The 18,986-nt window shown below is 65.0% G+C and carries 17 protein-coding genes; 12 read left to right on the forward strand and 5 right to left on the reverse strand.

All coding sequences use genetic code 11. The annotated features are described in order from the left end of the window. Positions 1-33 precede the first annotated feature (33 nt). Both ACX80C_RS15460 and ACX80C_RS15465 read left to right on the forward strand, forming a co-directional pair. Positions 34-639, forward strand: a complete 606-nt coding sequence (locus ACX80C_RS15460) for a hypothetical protein (RefSeq protein WP_459327341.1) — start codon at positions 34-36, stop codon at positions 637-639. Between the two features lie 37 nt (positions 640-676). Beyond that, the gene (locus ACX80C_RS15465; RefSeq protein ID WP_459327342.1) at positions 677-1,258 is read left to right on the forward strand and encodes a hypothetical protein; all 582 of its coding nucleotides are present in this window, start codon (positions 677-679) and stop codon (positions 1,256-1,258) included. A 3-nt stretch (positions 1,259-1,261) separates the two neighbouring features. Here ACX80C_RS15465 and ACX80C_RS15470 read toward each other — a convergent pair whose 3' ends face one another. Together ACX80C_RS15470 and ACX80C_RS15475 are read right to left on the reverse strand one after the other, a co-directional pair. Beyond that, positions 1,262-2,344, reverse strand: a complete 1,083-nt coding sequence (locus ACX80C_RS15470) for a S1C family serine protease (RefSeq protein ID WP_459327343.1) — start codon at positions 2,342-2,344, stop codon at positions 1,262-1,264. Between the two features lie 84 nt (positions 2,345-2,428). Beyond that, positions 2,429-2,935: a metallophosphoesterase family protein gene (locus tag ACX80C_RS15475; RefSeq protein WP_459327344.1), complete on the reverse strand. Its 507-nt coding sequence runs from the start codon at positions 2,933-2,935 to the stop codon at positions 2,429-2,431. Positions 2,936-3,082: 147 nt separating this feature from the next. Here ACX80C_RS15475 and ACX80C_RS15480 point away from each other — a divergent pair, with 147 nt between their 5' ends. Further along, positions 3,083-3,580 carry a hypothetical protein gene (locus ACX80C_RS15480; protein ID WP_459327345.1) on the forward strand — a complete coding sequence of 166 codons (498 nt, stop codon included), beginning with the start codon at positions 3,083-3,085 and terminating at the stop codon, positions 3,578-3,580. A gap of 25 nt (positions 3,581-3,605) precedes the next feature. Next, complete coding sequence (locus ACX80C_RS15485; RefSeq protein ID WP_459327346.1) at positions 3,606-4,454, forward strand: NAD-dependent epimerase/dehydratase family protein; 849 nt, start codon at positions 3,606-3,608, stop codon at positions 4,452-4,454. A 243-nt stretch (positions 4,455-4,697) separates the two neighbouring features. Here ACX80C_RS15485 and ACX80C_RS15490 read toward each other — a convergent pair whose 3' ends face one another. Together ACX80C_RS15490 and ACX80C_RS15495 are read right to left on the reverse strand one after the other, a co-directional pair. Further along, positions 4,698-8,582: an endo-alpha-N-acetylgalactosaminidase family protein gene (locus ACX80C_RS15490; RefSeq protein WP_459327347.1), complete on the reverse strand. Its 3,885-nt coding sequence runs from the start codon at positions 8,580-8,582 to the stop codon at positions 4,698-4,700. 138 nt (positions 8,583-8,720) lie between these two features. Next, on the reverse strand, positions 8,721-10,553 hold the full coding sequence (locus ACX80C_RS15495; protein WP_459327348.1) for a glycoside hydrolase family 35 protein: 1,833 nt from the start codon (positions 10,551-10,553) through the stop codon (positions 8,721-8,723). Positions 10,554-10,662: 109 nt separating this feature from the next. Between ACX80C_RS15495 and ACX80C_RS15500 the strand changes: the two genes are divergently transcribed. The 5 genes from ACX80C_RS15500 (at position 10,663) to ACX80C_RS15520 (ending at position 14,834) form a co-directional block, all read left to right on the forward strand. Next, a complete protein-coding gene (locus tag ACX80C_RS15500) occupies positions 10,663-11,682 on the forward strand; it encodes a LacI family DNA-binding transcriptional regulator (protein WP_459327349.1) in 1,020 nt (339 codons plus the stop codon). A gap of 121 nt (positions 11,683-11,803) precedes the next feature. Continuing rightward, positions 11,804-12,604: a membrane protein gene (locus ACX80C_RS15505; RefSeq protein ID WP_459327350.1), complete on the forward strand. Its 801-nt coding sequence runs from the start codon at positions 11,804-11,806 to the stop codon at positions 12,602-12,604. Between the two features lie 41 nt (positions 12,605-12,645). Beyond that, positions 12,646-12,828, forward strand: coding sequence for a hypothetical protein (locus ACX80C_RS15510; protein WP_167991491.1), 183 nt, complete (start codon positions 12,646-12,648; stop codon positions 12,826-12,828). Positions 12,829-13,029: 201 nt separating this feature from the next. After that, on the forward strand, positions 13,030-14,325 hold the full coding sequence (locus tag ACX80C_RS15515; protein WP_459327351.1) for a serine/threonine-protein kinase: 1,296 nt from the start codon (positions 13,030-13,032) through the stop codon (positions 14,323-14,325). Next, positions 14,322-14,834 carry a hypothetical protein gene (locus ACX80C_RS15520; protein WP_459327352.1) on the forward strand — a complete coding sequence of 171 codons (513 nt, stop codon included), beginning with the start codon at positions 14,322-14,324 and terminating at the stop codon, positions 14,832-14,834. The genes ACX80C_RS15515 and ACX80C_RS15520 overlap by 4 nt, the downstream gene beginning before the upstream one ends. Here the strand turns inward: ACX80C_RS15520 and ACX80C_RS15525 are convergent. Continuing rightward, a complete protein-coding gene (locus tag ACX80C_RS15525) occupies positions 14,831-15,907 on the reverse strand; it encodes a YeiH family protein (protein ID WP_459327353.1) in 1,077 nt (358 codons plus the stop codon). The genes ACX80C_RS15520 and ACX80C_RS15525 overlap by 4 nt on opposite strands. Positions 15,908-15,918: 11 nt before the next feature. Between ACX80C_RS15525 and ACX80C_RS15530 the strand changes: the two genes are divergently transcribed. The 3 genes from ACX80C_RS15530 to ACX80C_RS15540 all read left to right on the forward strand — a co-directional run bounded on the left by ACX80C_RS15530 (position 15,919) and on the right by ACX80C_RS15540 (position 18,948). After that, positions 15,919-16,830 carry a LysR substrate-binding domain-containing protein gene (locus tag ACX80C_RS15530; RefSeq protein ID WP_459327354.1) on the forward strand — a complete coding sequence of 304 codons (912 nt, stop codon included), beginning with the start codon at positions 15,919-15,921 and terminating at the stop codon, positions 16,828-16,830. A gap of 58 nt (positions 16,831-16,888) precedes the next feature. Next, complete coding sequence (locus ACX80C_RS15535) at positions 16,889-17,533, forward strand: MBL fold metallo-hydrolase (protein ID WP_459327355.1); 645 nt, start codon at positions 16,889-16,891, stop codon at positions 17,531-17,533. 158 nt (positions 17,534-17,691) lie between these two features. Beyond that, positions 17,692-18,948, forward strand: coding sequence for a phospholipase D-like domain-containing protein (locus tag ACX80C_RS15540; RefSeq protein ID WP_459327356.1), 1,257 nt, complete (start codon positions 17,692-17,694; stop codon positions 18,946-18,948). The last annotated feature ends 38 nt before the right edge of the window (positions 18,949-18,986 follow it).

Consider the following 18,986-nt stretch of genomic DNA (forward strand, 5'->3'; position numbering starts at 1 on the left):
CCCCGAGCGAGCGAAGCGAGTTTGGGGGATGTTGTGAGCGCTGACAACGCGGCGCATCCCGTGAGCAGGAAAGGCCGCCGCCTGGCAGATGTTGTCCGGGCGGCGGCCCTGCTGAGCTGTTTTGCCTCAGCCATCTGGTGGGACATCACCGAGATCATCCGGTTCGTGGTGGTGTTTGTCCTCCTGTTGGTGCCGCGCATTGCCCGGGTGCCCGGTGGCTTCGACCTTGCCTTCAGCGCCACCGTCCTCGTAGCCGCGTGGAGCGGCGTCGCTGGCTGGTATGCGCAGATCTCCTGGTGGGACATTCCCGTGCACCTGCTGACTACAGGCGCGTGCGCGGCGATGGCATGCTTCCTGCTTGACCGGGCCGACATTGTTCATCCCATGGTTGACGGCAGCGGCCTGCGGAACCGTTGGCGCCTCATCACGCTGACGCTGGCGTTCGGCTTCACCATTGCGGTGCTGTGGGAGTTCCTGGAGTGGTTCGGGAACGCCTTCATTTCCTCGTCCATCCACGTCGGTTATGTGGACACGATTGGCGATATGGCTGCCGGCGGGGCCGGTTCACTGCTTGCCGGCGTATGCGTGATCCTGTGGGCGTCCCGGCGGGCGCAGCGAGCGAATGTAACCGAATCGTGAGATCAGTCAGCCTGCTTATCAGTTAAGAATGGGAGATATGAGCGAAATGAGAGCGGACAAGCGAAGGTTCAGCGCGGACGATGCACAGCGCGGGCATAAGGCCCACCGTCGTCGTACGCTGGGCATCATCGCGGCCGGTGTGGTTTCGGCAGCAACACTGGCACTTGGCTGGTTGCAGTTGCAGTCCGTGGAGCGCGCCATCGGAGTCCAGGTTCCGGACACAATGGTGGGAGGGTACGACGCCGACTACGCCCAGGCGGTCCGCGATCTGTTGAGCGCCCCCGTCATTGAGCGCTACCAGAGCGTGCACTACCTGTGGGACCTCCTCTTCCCTGTGGCCTTCGCGGCCCTGATCATTCTGCTGGTTCAGCGCTTCAGCGGGGGCAGCGGGCTGCGGTGGATCTTCTATGCCGTCGCTGTCCTCTATGCGGCAACGGATATCGCTGAGAACTTCGCAATCGAGGCAATGTTCGCCTCAGTTGAAATGACGGCTTCAGAAGTTTCGCTTGCCAGCTTCCTGACGACGGCGAAGTTCGTGCTCTTCGCCGCCGCCATCCTCGCGTTCGTCCTTTCCTTCATGCTGAACCGCAGCACCTCACGCCGGAGGGCTGGTCAATGAGGATCAGCCCTCCTCTACGGGACGTTCGCCGAGGGTAATTTCGACTTCCACCGTCTCACCCTCACGCAGCACTTCCGCTGTTACGGTTTCGCCCGGGTTGAACCCGCGGAGCGCCGCCAGCAATTGCTCTGAGCTGGCGAGCGGCTCGCCGTCCAGGGAGACCATGATGTCCCCGGTCTCGATGCCGGCTTCCGCTGCGGGGCTGCCCTCCTCCACCGCGAGCACTGCCACGCCCTGTTCGACGTCGAGCCCCAGCTGTTGGGCGATCTGCGGCGTCACAGTGCGCGGGGCCAGGCCGAGGAACGCGTGCTCGGCGGTGCCGTCCTCCAGCAGTTCCTCCGCGACTTCGACGGCGGTACCCGCCGGGATCGCGAAACCGAGGGACACGGCGCCTGCCTGCGGCGGGATATAGGCCTCGCTGATGCCGACAACCTGCCCCTCCCCGTTCACCACTGCGCCGCCGGAATTGCCGGGGCTGATCGCGGCGTCGGTCTGGACGAGATCCACCAGTGACTGGCTGTTGGTCGCGGATCCCGGGATCTCGCGGTGCAGGCCGGAAATGATGCCCGCCGTTGCGGTGTTCTCGAAGCCGAGCGGGCTGCCGATCACAATCGCCAGCTCCCCCACCTCGGGCAGTTCGGTCTGGAACTCGGCGGCCGGCAGCCCGGTGCGGTCCGCCTGTACGAGAGCGAGGTCGGTAACGACGTCGGTCGCGACCACCGTGCCGGTCACGCGCTGGCCATCAGCGAAAGCCACCTGCACTTCCTCGGCCCCGCGCACCACATGCTCGTTGGTGAGGATGAGCCCGTCCTCGGTATAGATCACGCCGCTCCCGAGGCCGCCGCTTTCCAGGAAGATCGTCACCACTGAGGGCTGGACGTCGTCGATGATTCCGGGGATGTCGGCGACCGTCGCGGCCGGAGTATCGACGGCGTCACTACCCGTCTGGCCCGTCTCCGCCGCTGGAGAACTGGATTCTTCGGCGGGCTCATCGGTTGCTGTGCAACCGGCAAGGGCGAGGGACGCGACGACGGCGACTGCCGCGAGGCGCGCCGCCTTGGGCTTGGGTGCATGAGGGGTTTCCACGTGGTTCTCCTTCGGAAATTCGGGAAGTTTCTTCATTCATTCCTACCAACTAAGCAGGCTGACCAAAAGGAGCAGCCCAAGGAGTTACCGGGCTGTGACGTTCTTCAGCTGCACTTCCCCCAGCACGCCGTCCCGCGCAACGGCCGTCAGGTAGGTGCAGTGCGGTTGCCTGCGCCGGTCGGTGGGCGAGCCCGGGTTGAGCAGCCGCATGCCGCCCAGTGTGAGGGTGTCCCACGGGATGTGGCTGTGCCCGAAGACCAGGATGTCGACGTCGTCGAACAGGTCATCCATGCGCTTCTCCCGGCCTGCGGCGGAGCCCGTTTCGTGGATGACGGCGAACCGTACGCCTTCCAGCTCTGCCCGCGCGATCTCGGGCAGGCGGGCCTGCAGGTCCGCGCCGTCGTTATTTCCGTAGACGCCGATGACCTTCCGCGTCCGCCGCTCAAATTCCTCGAGGAGTTCGGTGCTCACCCAGTCGCCGGCATGGATGACGACGTCGGCGGCCTCCGCTTCCGTCCAGAGAACCGGAGGCAGGCGGCGGGCCCGCTTGGGCAGGTGGGTGTCCGCGATGATGAGCAACCTGGAGGCCATGGGCCAAGTCTGGCATGCCCGGCTTTCACTGAGCCGGGAGCAACCCGGACCGGGGTGGGCGACATTTCCCTCCCCGCAGCCCACTCTCCTCGGTCCCGTGTCCGTTTCGCTCACTACGCGTGGGAAGCCCACACGTAGTGTTGGGCTATGGGGAATCAAAGGCGTGGCCATATATGGTTTGCGGGGATTATCGGAGTGCTGGTGCTGGCCGCTTACGCGGTGGTGGGGCTGCTGCAGATAACCGTATGGAATCCGCTCGCCGCCATGCCGGGGATGACGCTGGAGGAGATCCACGCCGCGGCAGCCGGGGCCAATGAGCCGCTGGAACCCACCGGCGTGATTATTTGGGCTGCTGTTGGGCCGCTGCTCGCCGTCCTTGTTCTGATTGTCGTCCTGCGGCGGCCGGACGCACGCCCGCTGAACGTGATTATCCCGCACCTGCTGCTTGTAGTGATGGGTACTCCTTCCTACTGGTCCGCCTCGTTCACCCATGGCATGAGCCTTGCGGACACGTTCGGAATCAGTGGCGGCGACCATGCTCCATGGGGAAAGGTGCTGTACGCCGTAAGCGCGCTGGCCCTCATTGCTTTCGTGGTGATCATCGTCGTGAGAGGCCGCCGGCCCCGGGACGTTCCCCTTCTCTGACCTGTGTGTATGGGAAGCTCGGGGAATGACCATTCTGATTGCCGGTTGCGGAGATCTCGGCACGCAGACCGGGCTTAACTTTGCCGCCTCGGGGCACCGCGTGGTGGGGTGGCGGCGCTCCCCGGAGAAACTTCCTCCTGAGATCGATGGTGCCGCGGTGGACCTGACGCGTCCCCTGCCCGCACTCCCGGAGGCGACCGACGTCGTCGTAATCGCCCTGACAGCAGGCGGTCGCACAGAGGCTGCCTACCGCTCGACGTACTACGACGGTGCGGTCAACCTGCTGAACGCCTTCGAGCGTGACGGCGTGAAGCCGCGTCGGATCATCTTCGTGTCCTCCACCGCTGTCTACGGGAACGACGACGGCGCGTGGATCGATGAATCGGCGCTCCCCGAGCCCGCGACTCCCACCGGCAAGATCCTCCGTGAGACCGAGACGATGCTCACCGACCGGGCTCCGCAGACGGTACTGCTGCGTCTCTCGGGGATCTACGGGCCGGGCCGCACGCGGCTGATCGACCAGGTACGTTCCGGCGCCGCTCTGAAGTCCGCGCCGCATTGGACCAACCGGATTCACCGCGACGACGCCGCCGCCGCCATCGTGCACCTCGCACGCCTTGAGATTCCGGCGCCCGCGTATCTGGGAAGCGACTGCGAACCCGCGCTCCTTGCCGACGTTCACCGCTTCCTTGCGGACGAGCTCGGGCTTCCTTTCCGGCACGAGCACGACGACGACGACTCAGCCCTGCAGCCCGCGACCGGCAAGCGCTGCGACAGTTCGCTGCTGCAGCGCAGCGGTTTCGAGTTCACCTACCCGACGTACCGCGACGGCTACCGCGCCGTCTTGCGCGGCGTCGGGACTCGTCACCCGTAGGCCCCGACTTTCACACGTTGCACCTTTCCAACGGAACCGTTGACTCCGCGCATACGAAGATGTGCGGAAACCGCGGCGAACGCGCGGAGGAAACGGATCCGCGGGTTGAGTGCAGCAGTCTCGCTTGGATGGGGGGCCGGCAGTGGACACACGACGGAAAGTCCGGACACGATTGAGGCCCCGCACTGTAATGGTGCGGGGCCTCAACCATGGATCAGCCGACTGACGATCTAGCGGCGTTTCCTATCCACAGTGGAACTGCGCATCTGCCCAGTCACCGTGATCGTTGCCAACGCCGTCTCCGGCGTTGCCCACGATGAGATTGACGTACCGGGCACCGGTCAGGTCGACGTCGAGCTCAATCGTCTGGCTGTCCGGACGCATGACCGGGGTCTGCGTGAGTCGCCGCCCGTCTGCCCACACCTCGAACTGGATGGTTCCGCGTGTCGGCTGAGCGTCATCAACACCGACATCGGCGGTGAAGCGGGTGCACTGGCCACCAACGAAATACTCGATGTCGCTCGCAGCGTGCGCACCGAGGCCCTTCTCGTAGGCGGTGCCGTTGAGGGTCAGCGGCGTACCGTCGCCGGTACCCTGATCGCCATTGGAGAGATCGCGCTCAACCGGTCCCCACCCGTTGGAGGCGCTCACCCACTGGTGGTCGCTGGCGAACACGGTTTCCGTTGGCGCCTGCGGCAGCGTATACACGCTCACTTCGCCACGTGCCGTGCGTTCCCCGACGGGTTCGCTGGTTGTGGTGTAGGTTGCGTCGGAACCGATGGTGTAGTTTCCGTCGGCACTCGCCGGGGCGGTGACCTGCCACTTCGTGGTCAGCGAAGCGCCCGGCGCCAGAGTGGCGGCGGTATTCGGCGTCTCCGCCTCCGCGGTCCAGCCCTCGGGAAGGTCGAGGTTCACGGCCACGTCGTTGATGACTGCCGGTTCGTCCGACGTGAAGGTCGTGGTGAACTCGTTCTCGGCGTTCTGGGTCACCACATCCGGGACCATGTCAACGGAAAGCTGCGCACAGGCGGGGATGGCCTCGGCCGGACCGAGATCCTCCACGAGCAGGTTGTCCAGGATGAAGTCCGCACCCCCTGAGCCGCCGGAGCGCTCCAGGCCAACCCACGCCTCGCCACAACCACCGGCTACGATGGTGTGCTCAAACCGCGTGGTCTCAAGCGCCTGTGGAAGGGCCTGCGACTGGGTCTGCACAACACCGTTCGTCCCGTCATACCCGCCGACCCAGTTGTACTGGTCGGCCAGGGCGTTCTGGTAGTCGAAGGACACCCGGTACTCATGGCCCGGAGTCATCGGCACCGTGTAGTTCGACGTACGGTACACAAGGCCGGGACCGCCGCCGGGGCCGCGGTTCTCCTCGTGCGCCTTCAGCGACCACTTGCCGTCGATCGCATCGTCAACTGCCTTACCGTTCCACCCCTTCTGGGTGTACGGGGCGTTCAGTTCGGACAGATGCGTCCTCGGATCATTCGCTCCCCCGGCGTTGCCCTTCACGAAGGGGCCCCAGCCCTGGTCCACGTTCTCGAAGTCCTCGGCCAGCACACCTTCGGTGGGAACCCGCTCAGTCTTGTTCACGCGGATGTCATCCACGCGCACGGGCGCTTCGCCGTCGGCAGCTTGAATGGTGAGCTTGGGAGCCGCACCGCGCTCGGGAACATCGATCAGAACCCGCAGGCGCTGGAAGTGGGTGCCGTGCTTCTCATCCGCGGCGATGAAGTTCTCCGCTCCGGAGCTGCTCACCGTCTCGGTTGCCGGTTCCACACCGCCCTCGATGGAAAGCGTTGTCTCCCGCTCCTTGCCCGGCTCAATCTCCACCCAGGCACTCACGGAGTAGGTGCCGGCGTCGAGCTTGCCAAGCTTCTGGCTGATCGAGGAAGCACCCGCGCCGAGCACGGCGTAGCGGTGGCCAAGATCATTGCGTTCGATCTCCACCGAACCCTGCGGGCTCCAGGCGTCAAGGTTCGCGGCGTTGAATCCTGGATCCTGAATCGGCGTACCCTCACCGAATTCAGCATTGCGCGGCAGTACGGGGCGCTTGTCGTGCACCAGCACGTACGGCTGTCCGGCTTCGGCCTCGATGGTTACTTCACCCTTGGTCACCTTCGGAGCTGCAACCTCAACGCGGCCATTGTCAGTGAGCTTGAACAGTTTGTAGGCTCCGCTCTGGCGGAAAGTGTCCGGAAGCTTCCACGTGGTGGTGCCGCCGGCCGGGTTGTAGTGGTACAGCTTCTGCTGCTTCGATTCGTCCCCATCACTGGCCCACGGGAGGAGGTAGGTGTCTCCGCGGAGCACCTCTGCGCCGCCTACGGTGATGATCCGGTCCTCGGCCGAGGTGCCGGACACCGAGAGGTTGCCGGTGAGGTCAATCCGGTTCTGCTCCCACTTCAGGATTTTCTCCTGCTGCAGGAACTTGGCGGGAAGGTTCTTTACCCAGATGTTCTCGTAGAACGCCTCGTAATTGTTCTCTCCGGTCCAGCCTTCCCACTCCACGATGTTCGCGTTGCCGAGCAGCGGGTGCGGGTTCCAGGTGTCCTTGTGCGAATTCTGCACGAACCGGATGATGTTCGAGTTCACGCCCTTGTTGGTGGAACCGCCGTAGTTCTCATCCGTGGCCCAGTGCGCCCAGGTGTTATTGCGGAACAGTTTGTCGGACCACTCGGAGGAGACCCGGAAGCCGTTTTTGATCAGTTCGTCCTGCATGCGGTCGGCGAGCCAGCCGAACTGGTAGAAGACGTCAACGTAGACCCAGTCGAGGTTTTCGTGTGTCTGGTCGCGGAACTTCCCCATCCGCTCTGCAAGGTAGCCCGAGAGGATGTCCTGGCGCTGGTCGATGTAGTAGGACTGGTCCAGCCAGTTCCATCCCTTGGCATTCGGATCAAACATCCCAGTGTCAAAGAACAGGGATTCCGGGTAGGCCTCGGTCTGGTTGATGTGGACACCGAAGGAGGCGTTCCACTTCTCGCCCTCCTCGAGGAGCTTGTTCAGATCCTCGAGCCCGCCCGCTCGGGTGTTGTAATTGTCCGCGAAGTCGGTGTTCGCGGAGTCATGGCCCTCACTGCCGAAGCCCTTCAGCAGTGCGCTCTGGCCCAGACCGTCGGTAGCAAGAGCAATGCGTTTCGTGTCATCCAGGGTGCGCAGGAACGGGTGCGTGGCCTGCGATGCAAAGTTGAAGGGGATGCGGTGGACCACCTTGTCGGGGACCTGCTCACCCTTGAAGGGCATCACTGCGATGTTGTTCCGCAGGGCGATAGCGCCATCCTGCCAGTCAACCGCGCCGTCGTCATTCGCGTCCGGGGTGATGGCGATCCTGGTCCAGGGAAGCTCTTCGGTCTCGGTGGACTCATTGGCGCGGTACAGCCACTGGCCGCTGGAGATGCCCATGCGGACGTTCTCCCCGTCCTGCTCCGCCTGCCGCCAGAAGCGGCCCTGGTCGCGGAAGCCCGGACCGGAGGATGTGTCATACAGCGAGTTGGATTCCAGCGCCGCTGCAAGCTCCGACGTGTTGGCGATAGCGAAGGCGGATCCCTTCGGCTGGGCGTCGATCGGCGTTGCGTCAGTGACCGGCGTGAAGGTGTCACCGCTGACTGCCCGATCCACCGAAATGTTGGCCGTGGAAACCTGTGAGCCGCTCTGCGCCGAGGAAACACTCACCAACTCGTGGCCGGGAATCTGGATAGTGCGGATTTCGGTATCCGAACCGTCGGTGATGCCGGTGACCTCAAAGGTCACAACGCTTTCCTCTACGCTGATCCGCGCGTCAAGTTCAGCACCTTCGATGCCTGGGAAAGTCAGGGTGTAGTTGACGGCGGCGTCGCCATCCTCCTGCACGACGACGTCGGCCGGCTGGGCCTGCCCGTTGATGGTCACGGCTTCGAGGGTGTCGGCGTTGCCGCCCAGAACGGCGTCGGTCGCCAGGTGCTCGTACGAGACAACCTGCGGAAATTCCGAAGAAACGGTTACTGCCAGTTCCCCCGACGCGATGATCTGTGTGTTCCCGGCCTCCTGTGCGGCGGCGGGTAGTGCTGCCAGTGGGGTGAGGGCCGACGCCGCCACCACCCCGATCACTGACAGGCTGCCCGCACGCCGCAGGCGCTGTGATGAGCTGCTCATCTTTCTCCTCTTGCTGGTCCGCTGGACTCCTGCCGCGCCCGCCTTCGGGTCCCCAGAGCGGCAGTGTTATGGATAACATGAATCACTATTCCACTGTTGGACACGTCACACAAGAGGATGCAGCAGGATTGGCGACAGTCAGAACGACTCGATGTACTCTTCGCTCGAGCCAAGGTCCGGTTCGTCCCGCAGCTCCGCGTGCGCCCCGGCCTGCTCAAGCTCCAGGACTAGAACCCGGTTGAGCCCGGCCTGCAGCAGCGGGCAGGGAACGTAGTACGTTGCTTGCGGCCCAACCTCCCAATAGCGCCCGAGGAGGAATCCGTTGATCCAGACGAACCCCTTCACGAATCCCGGAAGCGCGAGGAAGGTGTCCGCAGGATCCGCACATTCGAAGGAAGTCTCGAAGAAGCCGGTGTCGCTGACGTCGACTGAAACCTCAGCCAGGCTTGCCGGGTTGAATCCCTCAAGGTCAATGGCAATCTGCTCCCAGCCATGGATCAACCGGCGCCCAACGGTCACTCCCTGCAGGATGCCTTTATGCTCGCCTAGGTACGGCCCGTAGTTGATGCGGCCTTGATTCTCGACCAGGATTTCGAGCGTCACGCGCTTTCCCTGCCCGACGACGGCGAGTCCGCCTGCCCCGGTCCCGCGGTCCAGCACTCCCACCGGATTCCCATCGAGGAAGACCTGGGCCCTGTCATGCAGGCCCAAAACACTGATACGTGATTCGCCGCGCGGAAGTATCGGCGTGGACCGGTAGAGAACCAGGCCTGCATCAAGGCCCAGCTCCTCGAAGGTGAGCGGTGCTGCCGAGCGGACCGGTGCCGCGAGTCCCCGCATCGTCTCAAGCAGGCCCGCGCGGTGGTTCATCGCCAGCCGTGCGGGAGCCAACCGGCGCACAGCTTCGGGCAGTGCAGCAGCCGGCAGCGCGCCGTCGTCGTCATTCTCCTGGTTGCGCAGCACCGCGCGGATCGCGTGGAACTTCTCCGTGAGTGTGCCGTCTTCGGCGATGGGGGCGTCGGAATCGTAGCTCTGCACCGTGGGCTGAAGCACGCCGTCGGCATGGTTTGCTCCAGCCCAGAGGCCGAAGTTGCTGCCGCCATGCGCCATGTAAAGGCTGACGGAACCGTTCTCGGCCAGGATTTCCGCGACGCCGGACGCCGCGCTTTCGGGCGTGCGCGTGTGGTGTTTTTCGCCCCAGTGGTCAAACCAGCCGTTCCAGAATTCAGCGCACAGGAACGGTTCTGAGTTGCGGCGGGTGCGGAGGAGCTCGGCGGCGTCCTGCGCACCGCTGCCGAACGTCGCGGCCGCCATGGTGCCCTCGAGGGTTCCGCCGTCGAGCATGAGTTCGGTTGGGCCGTCCGCGGTGTAGATGAGCTCGTCGATTCCGCGGGATGTCAGCGCATCGCGCAGCCAGGCGAGGTACGCGGTGTCATCACCGTAGCTGCCGTACTCGTTCTCGAGTTGCACCGCCACCACCGGGCCCCCATGAGCGGCCTGCCGTTGTTCGATGATGGGCATCAGCTCATCGAACCAGTCGGCGAGGGGCTCGAGGTATCGCCTGTCGCTCGATCGCAGCGAGATACCCGGAACGCCGGTGAGCCAGGCTGGGAATCCGCCGTTATCCCACTCGGCGCAGATGTACGGCCCGGGACGCACAATGACGTCCAGCCCAAGCTCCGCCGCAAGGTCAATGAACGCACCGAGGTCCCGCCAGCCCGTGAAGTCGGTGGGCCCGGGCTTGCGCTGGTGGAAGTTCCACGCCACATAGGTGTCTACGGTGTTCAGCCCGAGTGCTTTCAGTTTTTCCAGGCGGTCGCGCCATTGGTCCGGATGGACACGGAAGTAGTGGACGGAACCAGCAAGGATACGGTGCGGCTTTCCGCGCCGGGCAAGTTGGGAATCGGCGAACGTCAGCGCAGCACCCGCGGGTTCGGTTCGGATGGGAGAGGCATTCTGCAGCAGGGTCACTCCTTCATGTTACGGATAACAGCACGGGAGCTCAACGGGACTTTCGCTCGCATCCCGGGAAGTTACGATGTTACAGGTACCGTCAGTAACATCGCCCGGAGGAAGCACCATGCCCATCGAGACCCGCCGCCCCCCGTCGATGCGCGAGGTCGCCCAGGCTGCCCAGGTCTCGGCGCAGACTGTTTCGCGCGTACTCAGCAACCATCCGCACGTGCAGCCGGATACCCGCGCGCGCGTACTTGCTGCCGCCAACAAGCTCGGTTACCGGAGGAACAACACTGCGCGGGCACTCGTGACAGGACGGAGCAAAACCCTCGGCGTGGTCACCCTCGCCACCAGCTTCTACTCACGCGCTTCTCTCGCCCTGGGGATTGAGCACGAGGCCAGACGATCCGGCTACACCGTCAACACGTCGACGACGGCGTCACTCGCCTCCCCCGCGATCGGCGCCTCCATCTCGCGCCTGGTGGATCAGGGCGTGGACGGACTCGTCATCGCGGTTCCGCTCATCGACGTCGATGAGCCGCTGGAGCAGCTGACGCGGCGCGTACCCACGGTGGTGGTGGACGGTTCGCGGACCTCCGCCGCCGACGTCGTCGCTGTTGACCAGGCGATCGCCGCACGCCTGGCAACGGAACACCTCCTGAACCTCGGGCACCGGACGGTGTGGCACCTGGCAGGCCCTTCGGAGTGGTCCGACTCCGCCACCCGGGTGATCGGCTGGAAGCAGGCCCTTGAGGACGCCGGCCGCGACGTTCCGCCCGAGCTCCACGGCGACTGGACACCGGAAGCCGGCTACCGGAACGGCCTGTTCCTCGGGCGGATGCCGGAGGTCACGGCGGTCCTCGTGGCGAGCGACGAGATGGCATTCGGTTTGATCCGCGCGCTCACCGAACTGGGCCGTCGCGTGCCGGAGGACGTCTCCGTGGTGGGCATCGATGACATCGCGCTCGCCGCCTACAGCAATCCCCCGTTGACTACGGTGCGGCAGTCCTTCGAGGAGACAGGACGGCGGGCGGTTGCGCACCTGCTGCGCCAGATCAGCGACCCTGAACTGGACTCGGCTCCGGAACTGGTGCAGCCGGAGTTGATTGTCCGAGCGACAACGTGTGCGCCGACCTCCACCTAAAAAGATAAGTATGCTTCCCATTCGCCCCCTTTGTGCCTACTGTTGAACCGTGCAGTGCGGCGCGGCCCCACACGCTTCGCCGACCGGACAACTTCGTGCAGCCAAGCAAATGGAGGTTCCGATGGAAGAAACACTGAGAAACGGGCTCGCGTCAGTCATAGATTTCGTGCCCAAACTGCTGTTGTTCCTCGTCATACTGATCGTCGGGCTCCTGGTGGCCAAGGCGATCTCCAAGGCGCTGGACAAGCTGCTTGAGCGCGTCGGTTTCGACCGGCTCGTGGAGCGGGGCGGAGTAAAGAAGGCCCTCGCCAAGTCGTCGCTGGATGCCAGTGACATCATCGCCAAAATCGTCTACTACGCGCTGGTCCTGTTCGTCCTCCAGTTTGCTTTCGGAGTGTTCGGGCCCAACCCGGTCAGCGACCTGCTCGAAGGAATCATCGCCTTCCTGCCGAAGATCATCGTTGCGATCATCATCGTGATCATCAGCGCCGCGATTGCCGCAGGAGTCAAGAGCCTGATCCAGGGCTCCCTGGGCGGCCTTTCCTACGGGAAGATCCTGGCGAACATCGCGAGTATCTTCATTCTGGGCATCGGCATCATCGCGGCCCTGAACCAGGTGGAAATTGCGACGACGGTGACCACACCGATCCTCATCGCGGTCCTCACAGCGATTGTCGGCGTCATTGTCGTCGGCGTGGGCGGCGGGCTGATCAAGCCGATGTCGCAGCGCTGGGAGCACTACCTCAACAGGGCCGAGGCGGAAGCGCCAAGGATGAAGGCGGAAGCCCAATCATCGCCGTCGGCATCTGAACAGCTAAAGGGCGCCGCTCATGAAGCGAAAGCACGCACCCAAACTCACGACGCCTCAGGCAGCACGCAGGTAAACCGGCCGGACGAACCGGACGCTCCGCGCTTCCGCTAACCCAACACAACTCCGCTAACCCAACACAACAAGGAGAAACCATGAACATCGACAAGCAGCAGATCATCGACCTCCTGAAGAACCAGGGCGATAACGACAAGGCCGACCAGGCGGACAAGGAGCTCCCCGACCAGGTGGACACTGACCGCGATTCCGGCCTGCTGAGCAAGCTCGGAATCAACCCGCAGGACCTCATGGGCAAGCTGGGCGGCTTCATGGGCTGATTCAGTCCTCATCGAGGGGCCACTTATAACCGTTTTGCCGGCGATCTCGCGGTTATAAGTGGCCCTTCGAAGTGCAATGTGCGTTTTTCCATGCGCTGCCGGATGAGAATGTCGTGAGAACTCGGGCGGATGCCTTGAGTAGCAGGGCGGCGTGAGCTTTCATGGAAGTACGACGACGGCGAGCGCTTGAGGAGGTGCCCAATGCAGCTTCCCCCTCCGCCGGGCCGGGCACCGGTCGCGAACTCTTTGCAGCCCGAATCCACCGGTATTCCGGGCTTACCCGGAGACGCTGGCGGACAGATCCTCGGCGACGGCCGATACGAGGTGGGCGACCTCCTCGGTGCCGGCGGGATGGCCGAAGTACGCCGCTGCCACGATTTGCTCCTTGACCGCGAGGTCGCCGTCAAACTTTTCCGCAGCCATTCCGAGGGCCGCCTGTCGGACCGTGAGCGCACCGAAGCCCAGCTTCTTGCGAGCCTGGATCATCCAGGCCTGGTAAAGGTGCACGACGTCGGCCGTTCCGCACAGTTCGGCTGGGTGGTCATGGACCTCATTGACGGGCCGGACCTGCACCACCTGTTGTATGCGGGACCTCTGGCGCTTGAGCAGGCGCGAACCATAGGGCACGATGTCGCCCGCACGCTGGCCTACGTGCATGGCCGCGGAATCACCCACCGGGACGTTAAACCCTCCAACATTCTCACCCGTGACGCGGATCCCCATTCCGGCCAGTTCGGCTACGTGCTGACCGATTTCGGGATCGCGCGCCGGGCGGACAGCGCCCGGCTGACGGCCACCGGGGAAACCATCGGTACCGCCGCCTACTTCAGCCCCGAGCAGGCGCGCGGTGACACGGTGAGTCCCGCCAGCGACGTCTACTCCCTGGGCCTGGTGCTCCTGGAGTGCCTGACGGGAGAGACAGCCTTCCCGGGCCGAGGGCTCGAAACGGCCCTCGCCCGGCTGCACCGCTCCCCCGAGATCCCGCCCTCGGTCAACCCCGCCTGGCGGCGCCTGATCGCCCGGATGACCGCAGGCGATCCCATTGAACGCCCGACATCCGCCGAAGTCGCCCAACTGATGGTCGCCAAACGTGAGCGGCTGCTCTCCGAAGGGCGCCCTGCAACCGTGATCGCCCAACCGGTCCCGGAACCGACCCGCCGAAACTTCGTGCTGGGTGTCAACGACGACGACCGGCCGGACCCGGCTGCAGCCGAACCTGCGGTCCATCCAAAGGAGCAGCCGAAACGGCAGGCCCCGTCGGCACCGGGACTCACGAACAAGCCGGATCGGGGCGCCTCGACGGCGAAGGCTCCCCGCGCGGGCCGTAAGCGGCGCGCGCTGCTGGCGGGCGCCGTCGTCGTCGTTCTTGTCCTGGTGGCCGCGGCGGTGGTCCTGGTGAACCTTCTTGGGCAGGCGTCGCAGCCCGAGCCGTTGCCATCGGTGCCGGGAGAGCCCGGCGAGCGTCTGTCCGAACTCTACGAAAGTGTGCAGCCATGAGACCACACCGGTGGGTGCTCCTGCTGGCGATTGCCCTGCCCGGCCTCGGCGCCTGCGGAGGCCCGACGTCAATGGAGCCGGACGTTGCGGAGTCGTTCCAGCAACAGGTGCGGACGCTGGCCACCCTCACGCAGGATGGCCAGACGGAGCGGGCACTGGAAGAGGCCGCGGCGCTGAAGGCGGATGTGCAGGCGGCAGCCGCCTCGGGGGCCGTGACGGCGGGCCGCGCGGATCGGATCGAGGCGAGCATCGATTCCTTTGTGACCTCCATCCGACCGGTGGAACAAGCGGAGACCGTTCCCATCAAGCCTGGCCCAACGCCGTCGGTCTGGCCGACCTCCGCGCCGATCGACTCCGATCCTCCCGTGTCACCGCCGAAGCAGGTCACACCCGATGACCGGGCGGATGGCGATGAAGAGGACAGCGAACGCTCCGAGGAAGAGGCCGAAGAAGCGCGGGACCAGGCGGAAGACGAGGCAAAGGAACGCGAGAAGCGCGAGGACGACTAGCGCTGGACCAGACCGATTCCGGCGAGCGCGATAGCAGCGACCAGGAGGGTTGAAGCAGCAGCAAGGATGAACGGGCGCGGGCCGACCCGCCGAAGGTTGGCCATCCGTACTCCGCAGCCCAGCGCGAACATCGCCGCGGACAGCAGGGCAGTCTGTGCCAGGTTTCCGAAAACCAGCACGGTGCCCGGCACGTCAAGGAACGAACGAGCGGCAACCATGGCCAGAAATCCGAGAATGAACAGCGGGACAATCGGCGGGCGGGCGGCGTGCAAACCTGCTGCGCCGGACCGGCGCTGACGGACACGCTGCCGAACGCTCAGGACGGTTACCACGGGGGCGAGCAGAAGGACGCGGGCGAGCTTCACCAGGACAGCCGCGCTCAGGGCGCCGCCGCCGATCAACCCTCCGGCTGCGACCACCTGCGCGACTTCGTGGACGGACGCGCCCGCCCACAGCCCGGTGAGTTCCGGCCCCAGGCCGAGCAGTTGTCCCGCCAGCGGAATCAGGGGAATCAGAAGCGTCCCGAAGATGACCACGAGTGCGACGGCGGTGACAACGTCCTCTTCCTCGGCGTCGCTGGCGCCCTCAACAGCCGCCACGGCGGCGGCACCGCAGATGGAGAAGCCGCAGGCGATCAGCAGGACCTGCGCGGGGCGCATCCGGAGCAGCCCGCCCATGAGGAGTGTGCCGAAGATTCCGCCGAACACAACGCAGACGACAACTGCCAGCATGGGCGCGCCGAGTGAGAGGATGTCGTCCAGCACAAGCTGCAGGCCCAGGAACACGATGCCCAGCCGCAGTAACCGTCGGGACGCGACGGCGAGACCCGGCGCCGTCGACGCCGGAAGCGTCACCGAATTGGTGACGACGATGCCCAGTACGATCGCGATGATCAGCGGACTGACGCCCGGCAGTAGCAGCTGCACGCTCAACGCGATCACCACTGCCGCTGCGCAGAGCAGCAGTCCGGGTGCGTGGCTGCGGAGGCGGCTCGCTCGAGCGTACGTATACATTGCTTCGATGCTTTCATCGGGTGCGCCGGTCCGGTAGCCGTCGATTTCGCATGCAGGCATATGCTTTCCATATGAGTGAGCGGTGGCCGAACCTCAGAGCGCTGGAGCTGTTCGTCGCCGTCGTCGACGAGGGAAGCGTGGGCGCCGGTGCCCGGAAGGTGGGTCTTGCGCAGCCCAATGCGAGTCGGCTCGTCGCGGAGCTGGAACTGTCCATAGGAACGGCGCTTCTCAACCGGAGTCCGCGCGGCTCGACGCCCACGGCAACAGGGCTGCTGTTCGCCGAACAGTCGCGTGCTGTCCTCGATTCCGCGGGTCGATTCAATGACTGGGTGCGGGAAGCGGGGAGCACGGAGGCGCCGGAACTGAAGATCGGTGCCAGCATGACGATCGCTGAGCATCTGCTGCCCGCCTGGCTGACCGGGCTGCGGCGGCAGGTGGGTCCGGTGCGCGTGGACCTGCGCGTCCTCAATTCCGCGCAGGTGCTGGAGGAAGTCCGCAACGGATCGCTTCAGGTAGGTTTCGTCGAGACGCCGCACGTGCCGGATCGGCTGAACTCGATGATGGTGCAGCAGGATGAACTCGTGGTGGTGGTCGCCCCCGGGCATGACTGGTCCGGCCGCGCCGGCGGGGTGAGCCTTGAGGAACTGTCCCAGACCGCGCTGGTGGTGCGCGAACAAGGGTCAGGGACCCGCGAGGCCCTGCAGGAGATCCTTGCCGGCCTACAACCGGTTGAGCCGCTGCAGGTGCTCGGCAGCAACGCTGCGGTGCGGGTGGCTGTCGCATCCGGGGCTGGACCGGCTGTGCTCAGCAGGCTTGCCCTCGCCGGCCAGCTCGCGAGCGGCGAACTGGTGAGCGTACCGTTGCAGGATCCGCAGGCCCGGCGCCCCCTGACCGCTGTCTGGCAGGGGCCACGACGCCTCACCGGGGCCGCCGCGGAGCTTGTGGCCGTGGCCGCACAACCGGCCTCGTCGGGCACTGCCTGAGCTACGCGCCTACCGGCCTACCGGCCCCCCTGAGACCTAAGCCAGTACGCTTAGGGGCATGCGCACGATCACCGAGAACTGCTACCAACTGCAGCGCTCCAGGGGAGCCAACGGCTACCTGATCCGCGCCGCAGGGCACACCGCCGTCGTTGATCCAGGCCTTGCAAACGGGCACGACGCCGTGCTGCAGGAGTTACGCGATGCCGCACCCATTGTCGGGCCAGTCACCCACATCCTGCTGACCCATTACGACGCCGACCACACCCAGTCAGTCCGGCGCCTTCAGCGCGAGCTGGGTGCAACGGTTTGGCTTGGAGCGGCAGATGCCGCCATCCTGCGACGCGATGTTCCGCCGCCCACCCGGTTGCGCCGCGCCCTGTTCCGCCTGATACCGGCCCGCTTTCCCGAGTCGGTCACCGAGCTCGACGGCGAACGCGAACTGTTCGAGGGCGTCAGCACCTTTCCAACGCCCGGGCATACACCGGGTCACGTCGCCTACCGGTTCGGGGATGTTCTGTTCAGCGGGGATGCTGTCCGGGTTGAGCGCGACGGCGGTATCAAACGCTTCTTCAGTGCACTGAACAGCGACAATGTGGCGGCAGCACGGACCACGGCTGAACTTCAGCGCCGGATCGACAACGGTTCGGTGCGCTGGATCTGCCCCGGACACAATCCGCCGGCGCAGGTGCCTTCGGCCGGATAGCGGGCGCGCGCCCCGTCCCTCGACGCAAAAGTGCCGTTTGTTAGCGCGATCGTGGCATACTTCCCACGATCCTGCCCACAAGCGGCACTTCTGCGGATCCCGGCCGAGCTACACCTCGCTGACGCTCGGCGCGGATCCCTGCCGATAGGCTTAGCGCCATGCGCACGCTTCGACGACTGCACCTCTTCGCCCTGACCCGGTCCCTCGTCATGCGGGGTGTCATGGCTTTCGCTGCTGCGCAGGCACTGGTGATCGCCGCCATCGTGCTGGTTGATGCGGTGCAGAAGAAGCTGCGCAGCAAGCGTCCGGGCTTCCCGCACCCGGGGATTTTCGAATCGGCAGTGGCCCAATCCGCTACCACCGTCTACACCTACGGGCACGATCTCTACGAGGAGATGCTCTCCACCATCCGGAACGCCCGGCACACCGTCATGCTGGAGACGTACATCTGGAAGGGCGACGCGATCGGCCGGCAGTTCAAGGAGGCCCTGAACGAGGCGGCCGCCCGTGGCGTGAAGGTCTATGTGATCTACGACGGGTTCGCGAACCTCGTGGTCCCGCCAACTTTTTACCGCTTCCACCCGGATGTGGAGGTCTTCCGCTTCCCGGTCATCCGTCCATCGATCCTGTTCACGAACATCCGTGGGACCGGGTTCGATCACCGCAAGATCATGGTGGTGGACGATTCCATCGGGTTTGTCGGCGGCTACAACATCGGCTCCCTGTACGCCTCGAAGTGGCGCGATACGCACCTGAAAATCGAGGGGCAGTCCGTGTGGGAGCTGCGGCAGGCGTTCGCTTCGTTCTGGAATTCGGCGCCCGCCCAGCGTCACCGCCCGCTGCCTGAAACCAGCGCCGAATTCTGGGAGCCGCGACTCCGGGCGGTCAACAACATTCCCGCGAACCTGGTGTTCCCCATCCGCGGCGTCTACCTTGATGCGATCAACCGGGCGCACAGCCACATCTACATCACCACCGCCTACTTCATTCCGGACCAGCAGATCCTGGAGGCACTGCTCCGGGCGAGCAAGCGCGGTGTGGACGTACGGGTGATCCTTCCCGAGGATTCCAACCATGTGGTCTCCGACTGGCTGTCCCGCGGCTTCTACTCCGCCCTGCTTCGCGATGGGGTGAAGATCCTGCTCTACCAGAACGCCATGATCCACGCGAAAACCGCCACCGTGGACGGCCAATGGTCCACCGTCGGAACCGCGAACATCGACCGGCTCAGCCTGACCGGAAACTACGAGATCAACATCGAGATGTTCGACAAGGACCTCGCCGCCAACATGGAACGCATCTACGAGACCGACAGCAGCAACTGCCGCGAACTCTCCCTCGAGGAGTGGGAAAGCCGCCACATCGTCGCCCGCGTCAGCGAGGCGATCCTCGCGCCCCTTCGACCGTTCCTCTAGGATTCACATTCCCTCAGCTGAGTGACGTCGACGGCGTC

Source organism: Arthrobacter tecti (assembly GCF_054511355.1).